Genomic DNA, 14,285 nt, shown 5'->3' on the forward strand with positions numbered 1-14,285 from the left:
GTCTAGGCTGCAGGTCCGACACTCTTTCGTGAGTGTCCGTCAGCACCATGAGCAGGGAGTCAACGGTGACCGAACCCACCTCCGAGGAGGCCCGCGAGTTGCTGTCCGGGATCGACCCGGCAGTGGCCGACCAGCAGCTCAACGACAAGATCGGGCTGGAGATCGTCGAGCTGAGTCCCGAGCGGGTGGTCGGTACGATCCCGGTCGCGGGCAACCTGCAGCCGTACGGGCTGCTGCACGGCGGGGCGAACGCCGTGCTCGCCGAGGCACTCGGTTCCACCGTCGCCGCGCTGAACGCGGGCCGGGATCGGGTGGCGATGGGGTTGGAACTGTCCTGCACCCACCACCGCGCCGTCCGGGACGGGACGGTGACCGGGGTGGCCGCCCCGGTGCACGTCGGGCGCGGGACCGTCACCGTGGACATCGAGCTCACCGACGATTCCGGCCGGCGCAGCTGCTCGGCGCGGCTGACCTGCGTGGTGCGGGACCGGCCCCCGAAGTAGTGGTCGATGGACCTCGATCTGGCGCAGGTCCGCGCGTTCGCGGTCACCGCCGAGCAGCGGAGCTTCAGCCGGGCGGCGGAACAGCTCTTCCTCACCCGGCAGGCGCTGTCCAAGCGGATCCGCAGGCTGGAGGACACGCTGTCCACTCGGCTGTTCCTGCGCACCGGTAGGGCGACCGAGCTGACCGAGCAGGGCAGGCGGTTCCTGCCGCACGCGCGGGAACTGCTGCGGGTAGCCGATGCCGCGCTCACCGCGCTGGACGGCGAGGCCCCGCCGCTGCGGCTCGATCTCGTCGACTCCCGGCCGTCCCCCATGTTCATGCCGCGCGGGATGGCCGAACGGGACGAAGGCTGGCCGCGCATCGAGCGCAGCCGGCGTGGACTGGGCAACGCCATCGATCCGTTGCTGCACGGCAAACTCGATCTCGCCTTTCGTCCGGGTACCCGACCTCGGGCGGGAGCTGCCCGACGAGCTGGAGCACCGGCTGATCCGGTTGGAGCCGCTGGTGGCCCTGCTACCACCGGAACACCCGCTGGCCGGCGGCGACGCGATCCGGATGGCCGACCTGCGGGCGGAGGGCAGCTGGCTGCCCTCGCTGGCCGGGCCGGCCGAGCGGCTGGCGTTCCCGCGTCGGATGAGCGAGAGCCTCAAGGTCCCGCTGGACGAGTCCGGGGTCAGCTACGACCTTCGGCACACGCTGGAACAGACCAGGCACGGCCGGCGGCGGGTGACCCTGGCCGGTGCCGACACGGAACTCGCGGCCGACCTGAACCTGCGGGTGCTACCGTTCGAATCGGCGCCGCTGTTCGCCTGGTCGGCGGTCTGGCGCAAGGACAACCGGCATCCGGCGTTGGCCAGGCTGCTGGCACTGGCCGGCCGGACCAGCCGTGCGGAGTCCTGGTGTGCCTACGACCCCGCACGGCACTGGGTACCGGAAGGCGACCTGGTCACGCCAGGCGAGGCCGGAACCACGCGGTGAGCTCCGCGTCCACCGCGGCGGCGCGCGGGTCCGCTCCGCCTCCTCCACGCCGGGTTCCTCGGCCAGCGCGTGTTCCATTCCCTCGATCGTGACAAGCCTGCCCCGGTCACCGAGCCTGCCTGCCAGTGCCGCGGCGGGTTCGGTGAAAGCGATATCGTCCCGCTCGCCCACCACCAGCAGCACCTCGGCGGTCAGCTCCGCCGCGCGGCGCACGAAGTCGAATCGGTCGGCCACCGCCCGGGAGCGTTCTGACCACGGGTACTCGACGCGGTAGGCCCGCTCGTTGCGCGCGATGGCGCGGACGAGTTGGGGGACCGGGCTCACCACGGACCGCCCGCGATGGGCAGGGTGGAGCGCAACTCGGCGACCGCGGCGGGGAACTCGGCCGCGGCCTGCTCGGTCACCGGCTCGGCGATGTTCAGCACGTAGTCCTCGCCTGCCAGCCTGAGGAACTCGTCGAAGCCGCCTTTGGGCGCCCTGCCGCCGCTCATCGGCAGCCCGAAGTGGACCCGCCAGGCGGGCAGCCCGGCCATCGGCAGGGCCGAGGCCATGGCGAGCTGGCTGCGAGGCGGTTCCATCAGGTGCCAGGTGACCACCAGCGGCGCAGGTCCGCCTGCCTCCCGTGGCGGGAGGGCGACGTACGGCACGCCCCGGTTGTACCCGGCAAGGTCAGGCGACGCCGAGGTAGGACTCCTTGACCGACTCGTCGGTGAGTAGTTCGGCGCCGGTACCGGACTTGACGACGTGGCCGGTTTCCAGCACGTATGCCCGGTGCGCCCTGGACAGCGCCTGCTGGGCGTTCTGTTCCACCAGCAACACGGTGGTTCCCTGCTCGTTGATCTCGGTGATGATCCGGAAGATCTGCTGGATGATCTGCGGGGCGAGACCCATCGACGGCTCGTCCAGCAGCAGCAACTTCGGCCGCGCCATCAGTGCCCTGCCGATCGCGAGCATCTGCTGTTCCCCGCCGGACAGCGTGCCGCCCACCTGGGTGCGCCGCTCGGCGAGTCGGGGGAACAGCTCGAAGACACGCTCGATGTCGCCGCGCAACTCCTTGCGGTCCTTGCGGGTGTAGGCACCCATGTCCAGGTTCTCCGCCACGGACATGCCGGGGAAGATGCCCCGCCCCTCGGGTGCCTGCGAGATCCCGCGCACCACGCGCAGGTCGGCACGCAGCTTGGTGATGTCCTCCCCGGCGAAGGAGATCCGTCCCGCCGAGAGCGGGCGGATCCCGGAGATGGCGCGCATCGTGGTCGTCTTGCCCGCCCCGTTGGCCCCGATGAGGGTGACGATCTCCCCTTCCTCGACGGTGATGGTGATGTCGGAAACCGCCTCGATACGTCCGTAATGGACGGACACTCCGGACAGTTCAAGCAGGCTCATCGTCAGGCACTCCCAAGTAGGCGGCGATCACGGCCGGGTTCTCCCTGATCTCCGACGGCGCCCCCTCGGCGATCTTCTTGCCGAACTCCAGCACCACGATCCGGTCGGTCACGCCCATCACCAACCGCATGTCGTGCTCGATCAACAGCACCGTATAGCCGTCATCGCGGATCCTCCGGATCAGCCCCATGAGCTCGGCCTTCTCGTTGGCGTTGAAGCCGGCGGCGGGTTCGTCCAGGCAGAGCAACTTCGGCTCGGTCGCCAGCGCGCGGGCGATCTCCAACCGCCGCTGGGAGCCGTAGGGCAGGTTCTTCGCCTTGTCAGCCGCCCGATCGGCGATACCGACGAACTCGAGCAGCGCCATGCCCCGGTCGACCGCCGTTCGCTCCTCCCGGTCGTGCCGCGGCAGCCGCAGTAATGCCCCGGTGACGCCGGTCCTGTGCCGGGCGTCCGTTCCGACCACCACGTTCTCCAGCGCGGTCATCTCACCGAAGAGCCGGATGTTCTGGAAGGTGCGGGCGATGCCCCTGCGGGTGATGTGGTGTTTCTTGGCCTTGCCGAGCGGCTCACCTTCCAGGATCACCCCTCCCGAGGACGGCCGGTACACCCCGGTCATCGCGTTGAAGCAGGTTGTCTTCCCCGCGCCGTTCGGCCCGATCAGCCCGAGGATCTCACCGCGCTGGATGGAGAAGGACACCGAGTCCAGCGCGACCAGCCCGCCGAAGCGAACGCTGAGGTCCCGCAGTTCGAGCAGGGTCTCCCCGACCTGGACCTTCATGTCCCGATGGGTGGCCACGGCCTGCGCGACCTCGGCTTCGTGCTCCGCTCGCTGGCGAGGAGTCATCCGCTCCAGTTCGGCCAGCAGACCTTGGTCCAGCCGGACCGTCATTTCCTCTTCTCGCTCCGGTTCGGTCACGGCCGGCCCCCGTTCCGGTCCTCCCCGGCGAGCGCCGAGTCTCCGCTGACGCGTTCTCCCTTGCCGAGAAATCGTTGGTATGCGCGCCTTCCGTACGAGAGCAGGTGCTGCCGCGCCCCGAGGAGGCCCTGCGGCCGGAAGATCATCAGCACGATCAGCGCCATCCCGAAGATGAGATACTTGTACTCGGCGATCGCCAGGAAGCGCAGCGGGACGTAGGCGATCACGAACGCGCCCAGCATCACGCCCACCTTGTTCCCCGAGCCGCCGAGGATGACGGCGCAGAGAAAAAGGACCGAGGTCACCACGTCGAACTTCTGGTTGTTCACGAACGACAACTGGCCGGCGTAGAGCGCGCCGGCCAGTCCACCGATCGCCGCCCCGATCACGAACGCCCAGATCTTGTACCGGAAGGTCGGCACGCCCATGAGCTGCGCGGCGTCCTCGTCGTCACGGATGGCGACCCATGCCCTACCGACGCGGGAGCGTTCCAGGTTTCCGACCAGGATGAGCATCACGATGATGATGGTGACGCAGAACCAGTACCAGGGTTTGCCGTCGGTGTTGGTGAAGATCGCGCTGCCGTCCGACCAGGTTCCCGGTGGGGCACCGACATCCTGGAAGCCGCGGTTGCCCCGCAGCGGGTCGATGTTGTCGGCCAGCAGCCGGACGATCTCGCCGAAGCCGAGCGTGACGATCGCAAGGTAGTCACCGCGTAACCGCAGTGTCGGGGTACCGAGGATGACCCCGAACACCATCGTGATCGCCATGGCGATCGGCAACACCACCAGGAACGGCAGGTCGGCCAGCACCGAGTCCGGGCTGGTGAACAGCGCCGCGACATAGGCGCCGATGGCGAAGAAGCCGACGTAACCGAGGTCGAGCAGCCCGGCCTGGCCGACCACCACGTTCAGCCCGATCGCGATCAGCGCGAACCGGGCGACCTCGAACATCGCGATGGAGAAGTCGTAGCCGGGCTCGGTGGTCAGGATGGGCGGGTTCAGCACGGGGAGCAGGTAGATGAAGGCGGCGACCGGGATGAGTACCGCCCACTGCTGGAACCGGTTGAGCTTGCTCCACCGCTCGCGCATCGGCCTGCCGCCGCTTCGCTTCGTGGGACTCGTGGGAGTCGTGGTGGCCGCCGTCATACTCGTGCCTTCCCGAGAGACTCGCCGAGGATGCCCGTCGGGCGGAACATCAGGATCAGGATCAGGACCACGAAGGCCACGATGTCCCGCCATTCGCCGCCGAACAGCGATTGCCCGTAGTTCTCGAACAGGCCGATCAGCAGCCCGCCGAGCAGTGCGCCGCGGATGTTGCCGATGCCGCCGAGCACCGCGGCCGCGAACGCCTTGATGCCGAGCAGGAAGCCACCCTGGTAGGAGGCGCCCTGCGGGATCTTCATCATGTAGAGCAAGGCGGCCGCGCCGGCGAGCACGCCGCCGACAAGGAAGGTCAGCATGATGACGCGTTCCTTGTTCACCCCCATCAGGGTGGCGGTGTCCGGATCCTGTGAGACGGCTCGGATACCCCTGCCGACCCGGGTGCGATTGATGAAGGTGTCGGCGATGAGCATCAACGCCAGCGAGCACACCACGATGATGATCGTGAGGTTGGTGACGCTGGCGCCGAAGATTGTGAACACCTCCTCGGGACGCATCAACCGGATCGCCTGCTCCGCATTGCCACCGCGCCAGAGGAAAATGATCTGCTGCAGCACGAAAGAGGCACCGATCGCGGTGATCAGGAATGCCAGACGTGGCGCCTTGTGCTTGCGCAACGGTCGATAGGCGACACGTTCCAGCACCACCGCCGTGCCGCCGGATATCAGCATCGCCGCTATCAACGCGAGCAGCAGGAACCCGATCAATTCGAACAGCGGGAGGTCGGGAGTGGATCCGGGCCGGAAGCCGAGCCCGTAGAAGGTGAACCAGGTGGCGAAAGCGCCATAGATGAAGACTTCGGAATGCGCGAAGTTGATCAGCTTCAGTACGCCGTATACGAGCGTATAGCCGAGCGCGATCAGCGCGTAGATACTTCCTTGGGACAGGCCCTCGACGGTGTTGAACCAGAACTGCTCGACGAGGGCTTGGACATCGAAATTGATCCAGGGGTCTTGCGCGAGAAATAGCGCGGGCAACTCGTGGCGCACGGACTCACTCGTTTTCTACAGCACCGGGGCGCGCGCCACGCGGGTTCGACCGCTGCACGCGCGCCCCGGATACAGGTCATCAGTCGGGTCGGGAATCAAGGAAGGAGTGGGCGCCGGTGTCGGTGTCCCCGGCCGGCACCCACTCATTCAGTCACTTGATCTCGACGTTGCGAACGATCTTGCCATTCTCCACTTTGTAAGTCCACACCGGAGTTTCGGTGAGATCACCCTTGTCGTCCCAGGTGAACTTCTTGGTCAGGCCCTGGCTGTCGTAGTTGGACACGAAGTCCAGCATGGCGGCCCGGTCGGTGTTGCCGGCGTCGATGCCCTTGAGCAGGACCGTGGTCACGTCATACCCCTCGGTGGAGTAGGTGCCCGGATCCTTGCCGAAGGCGGCCTTGTAGGCGTCGATGAAGTCGGTGAACTGGTCCTCGGGCACGCAGGGGCAGGTGATGTAGGTGTTGTTCGCGGCCTCACCGGCACCCTTGACGAACTCGGCGTCCTTGATGCCGTCCGGGCCGACGAAGGTGGCGTCCACGCCCTGGTCGTAGAGCTGCTGCACGAACGGCGCCGCCTCGCGGTAGTAGCCCGCGTAGTAGATCGCGTCCGGGGACTCACTCTTGATCTTGTTGATGACCGCGGAGAACTCCTTCTGCTTGGACTTGACCTCCTCCTGGCAGGCCACGCTGTCCCCGAGCGCCTGCTTCACGGAGTTGGCGAGGCCCACGCCGTACTCGGAGTCGTCCTGCACCAGGCACACGTTCTGCGCGCCGAGGTTCTCGGTGAGGAACTTCGCCGCGGCGGGCCCCTGGTCGGTGTCGGTTCCGACGCCACGGAAGAAGGTCTTCCAGCCGTTGCTGCTGAGGTCCGGGTTGGTGGCCGAGGGGGTGACGGCCACGAGGCCGGCCTCATGGAAGATGTTGCCCGCGGCCTTGGACTCGCCGGAGAAGGGCAGGCCGACCACTCCGATGATGTCCGGGGTGTTGGCCATCTGGGTGACGATGCCTGGCGCCTTGTCCGGAACACCCTCGGTCTCGAACTCGGCGACCTGCACCTGGCACTGCTCATTGGCCTCGTTGTGCTGCTCGACCGCCAGTTTCACACCGTTGAGAATATTTTGACCGAGTGCGGCGTTCTCGCCGTTAATTGTTCCCGCATAGGCGATTGTTGTTGATGGGTCACATACAGCGTTGCCATCACCTCGGGGATTTGCGGCGTCAGCCGGTTGGGCCGGCGCGTCAGCCTGGGGCTGATCGCCGGTATCACCGTCCGAACTGCCGTCGTCACGCGCGGCGCAGGCGCCCAACGCGAGCGAGGCAGCCGCTGCCAGCACGAAAACCCGCGTGAGTCGTGCTTTTGACACTCGTCCCTCCAAATGCCGACATGCCGCGTGATGAGCGGCGGTCCTGTCGAGGACTCTGACTGGCCGATGAACGTAGCCGTCGGATGCCCAGATGCACAGGGGCAGCCGAGGTCTTGTATCCACATCGTGACGGTCATCACCCGTGTTAGCGTGCTTTCTTACCTGATTGCCGCACTGCAACAATGGGAGTAGTAACTCCCTGTAAGAACTCGGTCGTCGATTCGACCGGCATGGATCGATTCACCTGATTCGCAGGTGGCGGAGGATCGTGCCCCTCTCGACCTTGTAGGCCCGTATCGAGATGGTATCCAGGCCGCCGTGGTGCCCCACCGGAGAATCGCCGAACCGCGTGAGTTGATCACCGGCGCGACCGATGCGGTAGGCGTTCGCCGCGCCGGCGCTTGGCCTCTTCGAGAAAGGTATCGTCCCTCACCACGCTCGGCAGGACGGATATCCGGGCCGTCGTGCACCATGCGGATCGGTCGTGCGCCCAGGTTCCGGGTGAGCAGGCGGACGCGGCGTGGGCCGGATGCCGTAGTGCACCAGCCGCCGACCCCACCGTGGCCGGGTTGTGACAGTATCGGTGACGTAACTCACCGCAGTATGTCGACTGCGAGACGTGATGAGGAGAGAGTCGCGCTCAGCCGATGCTCTCGACCACGGCCTGCGCCACGGCCTTCATCGTGGTACGCCGATCCATGGCCGTCCGCTGGATCCAGCGGAACGCGTCGGGCTCGGACAGGCCCTGTGCCGTCATCAACAGCCCCTTGGCCCGGTCGATGATCTTGCGAGTCTCCAACCGGTCGGTCAGCCCGGCGACCTCGGACTCCAGCGCTTGCAGCTCGGCGAACCGGCTCACCGCGAGCTCGATCGCGGGAACCAGGTCACGCTTGGCGAAGGGTTTGACCAGGTAGGCCATCGTGCCGGCGTCACGTGCCCGCTCCACCAGCTCACGCTGGCTGAACGCGGTGAGGATGACCACCGGGGCGATCCGGTCCCCCGTGATCTTGGAAGCTGCCTCGATGCCGTCCAGCTTCGGCATCTTGACATCGAGGATCACCAGGTCAGGACCAAGATCGGTGGCGAGCCTGATGGCCTCCTCACCATCGCCCGCCTCGCCGACCACCTCATAGCCTTCCTCGCGCAACATCTCGACGAGGTCCAGCCTGATCAGCGCCTCGTCCTCGGCGACAAGCACTCGCCGCTGGGGCTCGGTCACATCACCATTGGCCTCGGTAGCCACTTCGGTCACCGGGGTCCTCCTGCGCGCTCGACGGGTCGGCTGAACGCGGCGTACCGCGACACCAGAAGCTTACCGGGAGTGAAGCCGCCTCCCGAGATGGTGTTCACCACGTGGCGCGCACATCACCACGGGCGATTGCCGAAGGGCAACCCGCAGTGCCGCCACCCGACCCGATCGCGTAAAGTTTGCCGGCGCCGCCCCCGTAGCCCAATCGGCAGAGGCAGCGGACTCAAAATCCGTCCAGTGTGCGTTCGAGTCGCACCGGGGGCACGTACAGGATACACACAGGCTGTGACCTGCGATTTCCCCGCAGTTGATGACCTGTATTGGCATCTTCTCCTCCATCGTGTGGCCGACGTCGGTCACGCTGTCGGCTGGCAGGGTGACCTTCAGGGTCGCTTCGTTGCTGGCGTAGTGCACCTGGACGGTGAGCTGGGTCAGGTCGAACAACCGATCCAGCAGTTCCTCGGGGGCGCGGTGCAGGTTGACCGTGAGGCGCGGCAGCGCGTCAAGCAGGTCGATCTGGTCGGCGCTGGGTCGCTCCGGCTCGCGGGCTTCCTGCTGCTCCAGCCCGGCGATCGTGGTGAGCAGGGTCTGCCGCTGCTCGGCCCGCTCCCGCCGGGCGGTGTCGTCCACCTTGTCCAGGTCGGCGAGGAACAACTCCCTCCGCTGGGCTCCGAAAACCCGCTGGACCTGGGCCAGAATCAGGTCTTCCCGCATGCAGATGGTGGCCGGGTGCCCGGTATGCTTGTCCGGACGACCCCGGTTGTTGTTCGCCGGGTGGCACCGGTAGTAGGTGATGCCGTGGCGAGAGTTGCCGATCATCCGCTGGCCACAGTCACAGAGCACTCGCCGCCGGAAGCGGTAGGTGCGCCGCGCTCGCGGATCGTTCTTCCGTCCCGCGAGCCCTTACGGATGGTGCTGCGGGCGTTGAACTCCTCGAACATCCACTTCGGGATGAGCGGTTCGTGCGCAGCCTCGACCGACCACACCCACAGCTCGGGTGGGTTCGGCTTATTCCGGCCACCGCGGCTGCGGCGGGCCCGACGGTTGTAGACCTGATAGCCGGTGTACTTCGGGTTCTTCAGCAACTCCGCGACGCTGGACTTCGACCACGCACCCCGCGCCCTCAGCCCGCCCGGCGGTTCCGGCGGCGGGAACTTGTCCAGATCGAGGTTGAGGCGTTCGGCGATGGTGTCGAACCCCAACTGTTCGTAGTAGCGCCACTTCGCGATCAAGGTGACGGTCTCGCCCCGTGCCCCGTCCGGTTCCAGGCGGGTCTTGGTGACGCCCTTCTCCACCTTGGCCGGATTGGGGCCAAGGCGGAGCCGACGAGAACGCCGGCGACCGGACTCATCACGGCCGGCAGGCAAGCTGCACTCACCAGTCAAGTGTCCGCATCGAGGACCAAAATCGACGACAGACGGGCCGAGTCGACCAGCCCACCGCTCGCCCGGGTGAACAGGCACGGTCCCTCGACCGCTGACAAAGGAAGGGCGGGGCCGCTTTGTCAACACGAGCGGCCCCGCCCTTCGCGGACGTGTCAGTTGCCGTTGAGCGTTCCGGGCTCGATGTCGTCGATCGACACCGCCCGACCGCGGTGACCGAACATGCGTATCGAGGCCACCGGCACCGAGTTGTGGTCCCGACGTAGCCGCCGACCCAGTACGGCTGCCACTTCGGCACACTCGGCGTTGTTACTCATGCTGTGACTACACCTCAAGCAGCGGGGTTTGGATGGTCTCGCTGCTCATCACGAGCCGGACGAACGACCTCCACGTGGAGTGGCTCAGCACCAGGTTGGGACCCTGGCCAAGCTGCTTGGAGTCGCGGATACCGACGGCGTCTTCGGTGTACGCGACCTCGACGCAAGCACCCGCGCCGTTGCTTCGGGTGCTCTTACGCCAACGGGCGTTGGTGAAATCGGACGCGGACATAGCCCTTCTCCTTGTCCTCACGTCCGGTCCCGGCGGATCTCGGCGATGCGCCGGGCGGACGCTTCCGTGTCGAGCGCGAGTTCGCTGACGCGCTCAAAGTTCAGGGTATATGCCTCAATGCTCGGCTCGTCCTCGATGAACCACCCGTCATCGAGGTTCTCCAGGTAGACCGCCGCGACATCACCGTCACCGAAGTCGAGCAGGTGGTAGGAGGCACCGAACCCGGGGTACGGGCCGAGCTCCACCGGCAGTACCTGCAGCGTGATGTGCGGCTGCTGGGCCTTGCTGACCAGGTGGTCGAGTTGCTCGGCCATCGTGTCCACCCCACCCACCGCCTGGAGCAGGGCTGATTCGTGCACCACGGCGTGGAGGTGGAGCGGGTCTTCCGGATGGTCCAGCCGTGCCTGACGTTGCTGGCGGAGGTGGCGCCGTTCCTCGACAAGCTGCTCATCGGGTGTGCGTAGCCAGGCCCGGACCAGCGCATCGGTGTAGGCCGCGGTCTGCAGCAAGCCCGGGATCAGCAGGGCTTCGAGGTTCCGGACGGCCGTCGCTTCGGCCTCGGTTTCGAGGTAGTCGGTCAGGTACGTCGGTACGGTGTCCGGTCCGTAGTCACGCCAGAAGCCCGGATCGTCCAGCGCTTCGACAGCCAGCTTCACGACCCGGTCGCGCTCCTCGTCCTCGACCCCGTAGATCGTGGCGAGGGCGATGATCTCGGCCGGCCCTGCCGGATAGGTCGCGGTTTCGAACCGGCTCAGCTTCGCGTGCGGCCAGTGGAGCTGTCCGGCGACGTCTTGGAGCGTGCCCGCGTCTCGCTCCTTGCGCCAGCGACGAAGCGTCCGGGCAACTCTTCGCTGGCGGACGCTGGGTCGCGTCGTCTTGGCCACTGAGGTACCTCCCGAGATCGTTGCGACCGAGCCTATCGGCGCCCAGTGCCTCCAATGCATGACTACCCCAATGTAGTGAACGTGTTCATATTGAACATGTTCATAGTCTATCGTGAACAAGGTCACGTTGTAGGCAGCAGATTACCCGGTCGCCCCTGGAGGCCCCGATGGCACCGCTCGTCCGGTACCCGGCACCCACAAGCGGCCTGGTGGACCGGAACAGACCCCGACCTGAGCCGGTCCACCGGGTGTCCACCCGGGCGGCCTCGCAGAGCGGGCCACGACCCCTCTGCGTCGGGCCAGCGCGGCGGAGCTGCGGCGGCGGATGCCGCGTCGACGGCGCTCTCGGCCGCCGCGTGACCCCATGGTGCGCGGCGAGCGCCAGGCACGCGGGTATCCGCATCGCCTCCCTCCGCGATCCGCATGCCTGCCGCGCACCTACCGGTCCGCACGGCCGCGGTGAACCCAGCACCAAGGCCGTGCGGACCGGCCCCCGCCCTGAAACGAGGTGAAAGGCATGACACAGCGCAAGACCGCACTCCCCCTGATCCGGCTGCTAGCCCGGCTCGGCTGGCAACCCGATGCGGACGCCTGGACGATCCGGTGCCGGGACGGCCACGGCAAGCGCGCGCGGCTACGGGTCCAGCTCGCGACGACCGGCGTCGCCGTGGTGCCCTCCGCACCGGGGCCCTGGTGCCTCGGCCCGCTGGAAGGCGGGCGACTGCGTCGCGTGCTCGCCGAAGCATTCCTCAGCTACGGGCATCTCGCCGGAACCGAGCCGCGTGATCTCACTCCCCGAGCACACCACGGTCCGCGGGCCGCGGTGACACGACGGCGCGCTCCTCGCCCGCAAGAACCGCCCGAACCTCAAGACCCGTCGTCGCCGGCGGCCAGCACGCGACGCCCCGCGGAGGAAACCACTGCGACAGCGAGCACAACGAAGCCCAGCGACCGACCGGCGGCAGCACCACGCTGGCTGCGCGACCTCGCACACGCGCGAGTCGAGTACCAGGACCAACTGGGCTGGCCGGTCCATCTCGAGGTCAGGCAACGGCGCCTGGTCACCCAGACCGGTACGGCATTCGACGCGCTCACCATGCCCTTCGACCTGGCCGAGGAGACCCGGCGAGACCTGGAGATCGCCATGCTGGTGGGACCGATCCTGACCGGTCCCGGACGGCGGTGGTGGACGTTCCTCACCAAACCAGCGCCCTCGCGCAGGCTGCATGTTCCTGCCGATCTTCACCAGCTGAGAGTGCGGCCGATTCCGCGCGGCACGCACGTCGTCCTGCCGTTCCACATCGACGTACCCGGGCCCGAGTCATGGCGGTGGATCGAGTCGCCCATGCTTCGCCGCACGTTGCCCCCGTGGTCGACCGTGGTGGCGGTCGCGCGCCGGGTCGCCAATCGCCGGAGCGTTGAACTCGCTCCACCTACCCGACCACAGGTGACGTGACGGAGCGCTGCCGAATCACCTCCGGGGCACGCCCTTGCCCAGACGCTGCCGCTCAGGTCCGGCGGCTTACGACCGGGAACCGCTATGCAGAAGTCCACGCTCAATTGGGTGCCGCTCGACCGCGACACCTACCGCGTCACCTTTGACGGCAGGGTGTGGATCCTGCGGCGAACCCCAACAGCCAAACGCCCTTGGCTTCTCCATACGAAATGTGACGGCCGGACGGCGGGATGTCACTGTCGCGAGCAGGAGATCGGTGTGTCCGCTCTAGCCGACGCGCAGCGCGTGGCCGAGGTCTGGCTGGACATGTCCTCGCCCCGGTACGGACTTTCCTTGTGGGATGAAGATCATCAGGTCGGAGGCCACACATGAGCTACGGCGGCCATGAGGAACCTCAACTGAGTGTTCCCGTCACCACGCGCTGCAGCGCTGGAATGATCCTCTACCACGGCCGACTGCCCGCCCTGGTGATCGACTACGGGGGCGCCGAACTCATCCTGGTCACCAACGAGGACAGCTCCCTCGCCACCACACGCGAATTCATCATCAATCTTATTTCCGCCTCCGCGGCAATGATGAACGCGCTCACCGCAATGATGCACACCGGCCGACATCGTCTCCACGAACAGCCGGACGACAAGGAGACGTAAAGAATCGCCCGATTACCACCCGAACCACAGGTCAAACCGCTTCACACGTCAAGGACCTACGCATGACCATTCATCCCGCCACCAACCTATGCCCCAGCGAAACTTACTGCCGAGCGCTCGGAGACGAACTCCGCCGACTGCGAAGACGCCGCGAGTGGACTCGAAAAGACCTGCAAAAGCGACTCCCAAGCAATATTTCTCTGCAGACACTGGCAACCTACGAACTGGGAACCCGACAATGCTCGGTGGCCCGGCTGGTCGAACTGTGCCTCGCCCTGGATGAACAGCCAGAAACGCTGATCGCCAAGGTACACCGGCGCGTATTCCCGGACAACCCGGGCTGCATCCGGGTCAGCCTGACCCACGTTGTTGCCGACAGTCAGCCAGAGCTACTACCCCTGCGCCGGTGGGCGGAAAGCCAGCTGCGACAGCACAAACCGTCTGGATCGGACGAGGTATTACTCAGCCTTGCCGCGATCGAGTGCATGGCCGAGCTCTGCGCCATTCCAGCCGCCGACCTGACCGCACACCTACTCACCCTGCGCTGCCCGAACGACCGCTAAGCGGCACGAGCGGATCCTCTCTATTTTGACGTATGACGGGCCGACGGTGTCCGATTGCTAGGGAGGGAGCGGGCGTGAGCGAGACAGCGGCGGGTTAGCGACGCTGCCGGTGGAGTTGCGGGGGTGCACCGGCTTTGTCGCGGAGGCAGATTGCGGCGATGGCAAGACGACCTTCCCTGAGCTGGTCGCCATACCAGCAGTACATCCGGCGTTCCAGGTGCTGGCTCCGGCCAATCTCAAGTTCTGGACGTCGACA

The 14,285-nt window shown here is 66.7% G+C and carries 16 protein-coding genes, 1 tRNA gene and 1 pseudogene; 7 read left to right on the forward strand and 11 right to left on the reverse strand.

All coding sequences use genetic code 11. From position 1 onward, the window contains the following. Positions 1 to 47 precede the first annotated feature (47 nt). From FB471_RS06220 to FB471_RS34890, 3 genes and pseudogenes are all read left to right on the forward strand, one after another. On the forward strand, positions 48 to 503 hold the full coding sequence (locus FB471_RS06220) for a PaaI family thioesterase (RefSeq protein WP_170220975.1): 456 nt from the start codon (positions 48 to 50) through the stop codon (positions 501 to 503). A 6-nt stretch (positions 504 to 509) separates the two neighbouring features. Then, positions 510 to 641: pseudogene (locus FB471_RS34885) on the forward strand (LysR family transcriptional regulator); the annotation flags it as partial. Positions 642 to 879: 238 nt separating this feature from the next. Continuing rightward, the gene (locus FB471_RS34890) at positions 880 to 1,482 is read left to right on the forward strand and encodes a LysR substrate-binding domain-containing protein (protein ID WP_246076262.1); all 603 of its coding nucleotides are present in this window, start codon (positions 880 to 882) and stop codon (positions 1,480 to 1,482) included. A gap of 320 nt (positions 1,483 to 1,802) precedes the next feature. On the opposite strand, the gene FB471_RS35635 is transcribed toward FB471_RS34890, so the two are convergent. The 7 genes from FB471_RS35635 to FB471_RS06260 all read right to left on the reverse strand — a co-directional run bounded on the left by FB471_RS35635 (position 1,803) and on the right by FB471_RS06260 (position 8,548). Beyond that, on the reverse strand, positions 1,803 to 2,129 hold the full coding sequence (locus tag FB471_RS35635) for a hypothetical protein (protein ID WP_342779408.1): 327 nt from the start codon (positions 2,127 to 2,129) through the stop codon (positions 1,803 to 1,805). A gap of 22 nt (positions 2,130 to 2,151) precedes the next feature. After that, complete coding sequence (locus FB471_RS06235) at positions 2,152 to 2,865, reverse strand: ABC transporter ATP-binding protein (protein ID WP_141996388.1); 714 nt, start codon at positions 2,863 to 2,865, stop codon at positions 2,152 to 2,154. Beyond that, entirely contained in the window at positions 2,852 to 3,754 is a 903-nt protein-coding gene (locus tag FB471_RS06240) for an ABC transporter ATP-binding protein (protein WP_142001626.1), read from the reverse strand. The genes FB471_RS06235 and FB471_RS06240 overlap by 14 nt, the downstream gene beginning before the upstream one ends. Before the next feature lie 23 nt (positions 3,755 to 3,777). Next, the gene (locus FB471_RS06245; protein ID WP_141996390.1) at positions 3,778 to 4,929 is read right to left on the reverse strand and encodes a branched-chain amino acid ABC transporter permease; all 1,152 of its coding nucleotides are present in this window, start codon (positions 4,927 to 4,929) and stop codon (positions 3,778 to 3,780) included. Next, positions 4,926 to 5,921: a branched-chain amino acid ABC transporter permease gene (locus FB471_RS06250; protein WP_425457095.1), complete on the reverse strand. Its 996-nt coding sequence runs from the start codon at positions 5,919 to 5,921 to the stop codon at positions 4,926 to 4,928. Before FB471_RS06250 ends, FB471_RS06245 begins: the two co-directional genes overlap by 4 nt. A gap of 163 nt (positions 5,922 to 6,084) precedes the next feature. Next, a complete protein-coding gene (locus tag FB471_RS06255) occupies positions 6,085 to 7,296 on the reverse strand; it encodes a branched-chain amino acid ABC transporter substrate-binding protein (RefSeq protein ID WP_342779409.1) in 1,212 nt (403 codons plus the stop codon). 640 nt (positions 7,297 to 7,936) lie between these two features. Further along, complete coding sequence (locus tag FB471_RS06260; RefSeq protein WP_141996393.1) at positions 7,937 to 8,548, reverse strand: ANTAR domain-containing response regulator; 612 nt, start codon at positions 8,546 to 8,548, stop codon at positions 7,937 to 7,939. 187 nt (positions 8,549 to 8,735) lie between these two features. Between FB471_RS06260 and FB471_RS06265 the strand changes: the two genes are divergently transcribed. Beyond that, a tRNA-Leu gene (locus FB471_RS06265) sits at positions 8,736 to 8,809 on the forward strand. 551 nt (positions 8,810 to 9,360) lie between these two features. Here the strand turns inward: FB471_RS06265 and FB471_RS35815 are convergent. From FB471_RS35815 to FB471_RS06280, 4 genes are read right to left on the reverse strand one after another with little or no spacing between them, the layout of a single operon-like run. Next, positions 9,361 to 10,056, reverse strand: a complete 696-nt coding sequence (locus FB471_RS35815) for a recombinase family protein (protein WP_425457033.1) — start codon at positions 10,054 to 10,056, stop codon at positions 9,361 to 9,363. 26 nt (positions 10,057 to 10,082) lie between these two features. Then, positions 10,083 to 10,244: a hypothetical protein gene (locus FB471_RS34000; RefSeq protein ID WP_170220723.1), complete on the reverse strand. Its 162-nt coding sequence runs from the start codon at positions 10,242 to 10,244 to the stop codon at positions 10,083 to 10,085. A 7-nt stretch (positions 10,245 to 10,251) separates the two neighbouring features. Beyond that, entirely contained in the window at positions 10,252 to 10,476 is a 225-nt protein-coding gene (locus tag FB471_RS06275; protein ID WP_141996396.1) for a DUF397 domain-containing protein, read from the reverse strand. A gap of 17 nt (positions 10,477 to 10,493) precedes the next feature. After that, on the reverse strand, positions 10,494 to 11,486 hold the full coding sequence (locus FB471_RS06280) for a helix-turn-helix domain-containing protein (RefSeq protein WP_141996397.1): 993 nt from the start codon (positions 11,484 to 11,486) through the stop codon (positions 10,494 to 10,496). Positions 11,487 to 11,877: 391 nt separating this feature from the next. Between FB471_RS06280 and FB471_RS06285 the strand changes: the two genes are divergently transcribed. The 3 genes from FB471_RS06285 to FB471_RS06295 all read left to right on the forward strand — a co-directional run bounded on the left by FB471_RS06285 (position 11,878) and on the right by FB471_RS06295 (position 14,029). Next, the gene (locus FB471_RS06285; RefSeq protein WP_141996399.1) at positions 11,878 to 12,816 is read left to right on the forward strand and encodes a hypothetical protein; all 939 of its coding nucleotides are present in this window, start codon (positions 11,878 to 11,880) and stop codon (positions 12,814 to 12,816) included. A gap of 368 nt (positions 12,817 to 13,184) precedes the next feature. Then, on the forward strand, positions 13,185 to 13,466 hold the full coding sequence (locus tag FB471_RS06290) for a hypothetical protein (protein WP_141996400.1): 282 nt from the start codon (positions 13,185 to 13,187) through the stop codon (positions 13,464 to 13,466). A 62-nt stretch (positions 13,467 to 13,528) separates the two neighbouring features. Then, positions 13,529 to 14,029 carry a helix-turn-helix domain-containing protein gene (locus FB471_RS06295; RefSeq protein WP_141996401.1) on the forward strand — a complete coding sequence of 167 codons (501 nt, stop codon included), beginning with the start codon at positions 13,529 to 13,531 and terminating at the stop codon, positions 14,027 to 14,029. Positions 14,030 to 14,285 lie beyond the last annotated feature (256 nt).

It is taken from the genome of Amycolatopsis cihanbeyliensis (genome assembly GCF_006715045.1).
Taxonomy (GTDB): Bacteria; Actinomycetota; Actinomycetes; order Mycobacteriales; family Pseudonocardiaceae; genus Amycolatopsis; species Amycolatopsis cihanbeyliensis.

What these genes read in the sequence shown, in the direction of transcription:
- FB471_RS06220 (WP_170220975.1), top strand. Translation starts at nt 48, where the DNA reads ATGAGCAGGGAGTCAACGGTGACCGAACCCACCTCCGAGGAGGCCCGC.
- FB471_RS06235 (WP_141996388.1), bottom strand. Translation starts at nt 2,865, where the DNA reads ATGAGCCTGCTTGAACTGTCCGGAGTGTCCGTCCATTACGGACGTATC.
- FB471_RS06240 (WP_142001626.1), bottom strand. Translation starts at nt 3,754, where the DNA reads ATGACGGTCCGGCTGGACCAAGGTCTGCTGGCCGAACTGGAGCGGATG.
- FB471_RS06245 (WP_141996390.1), bottom strand. Translation starts at nt 4,929, where the DNA reads ATGACGGCGGCCACCACGACTCCCACGAGTCCCACGAAGCGAAGCGGC.
- FB471_RS34000 (WP_170220723.1), bottom strand. Translation starts at nt 10,244, where the DNA reads ATGAGTAACAACGCCGAGTGTGCCGAAGTGGCAGCCGTACTGGGTCGG.
- FB471_RS06275 (WP_141996396.1), bottom strand. Translation starts at nt 10,476, where the DNA reads ATGTCCGCGTCCGATTTCACCAACGCCCGTTGGCGTAAGAGCACCCGA.
- FB471_RS06285 (WP_141996399.1), top strand. Translation starts at nt 11,878, where the DNA reads ATGACACAGCGCAAGACCGCACTCCCCCTGATCCGGCTGCTAGCCCGG.
- FB471_RS06290 (WP_141996400.1), top strand. Translation starts at nt 13,185, where the DNA reads ATGAGCTACGGCGGCCATGAGGAACCTCAACTGAGTGTTCCCGTCACC.
- FB471_RS06295 (WP_141996401.1), top strand. Translation starts at nt 13,529, where the DNA reads ATGACCATTCATCCCGCCACCAACCTATGCCCCAGCGAAACTTACTGC.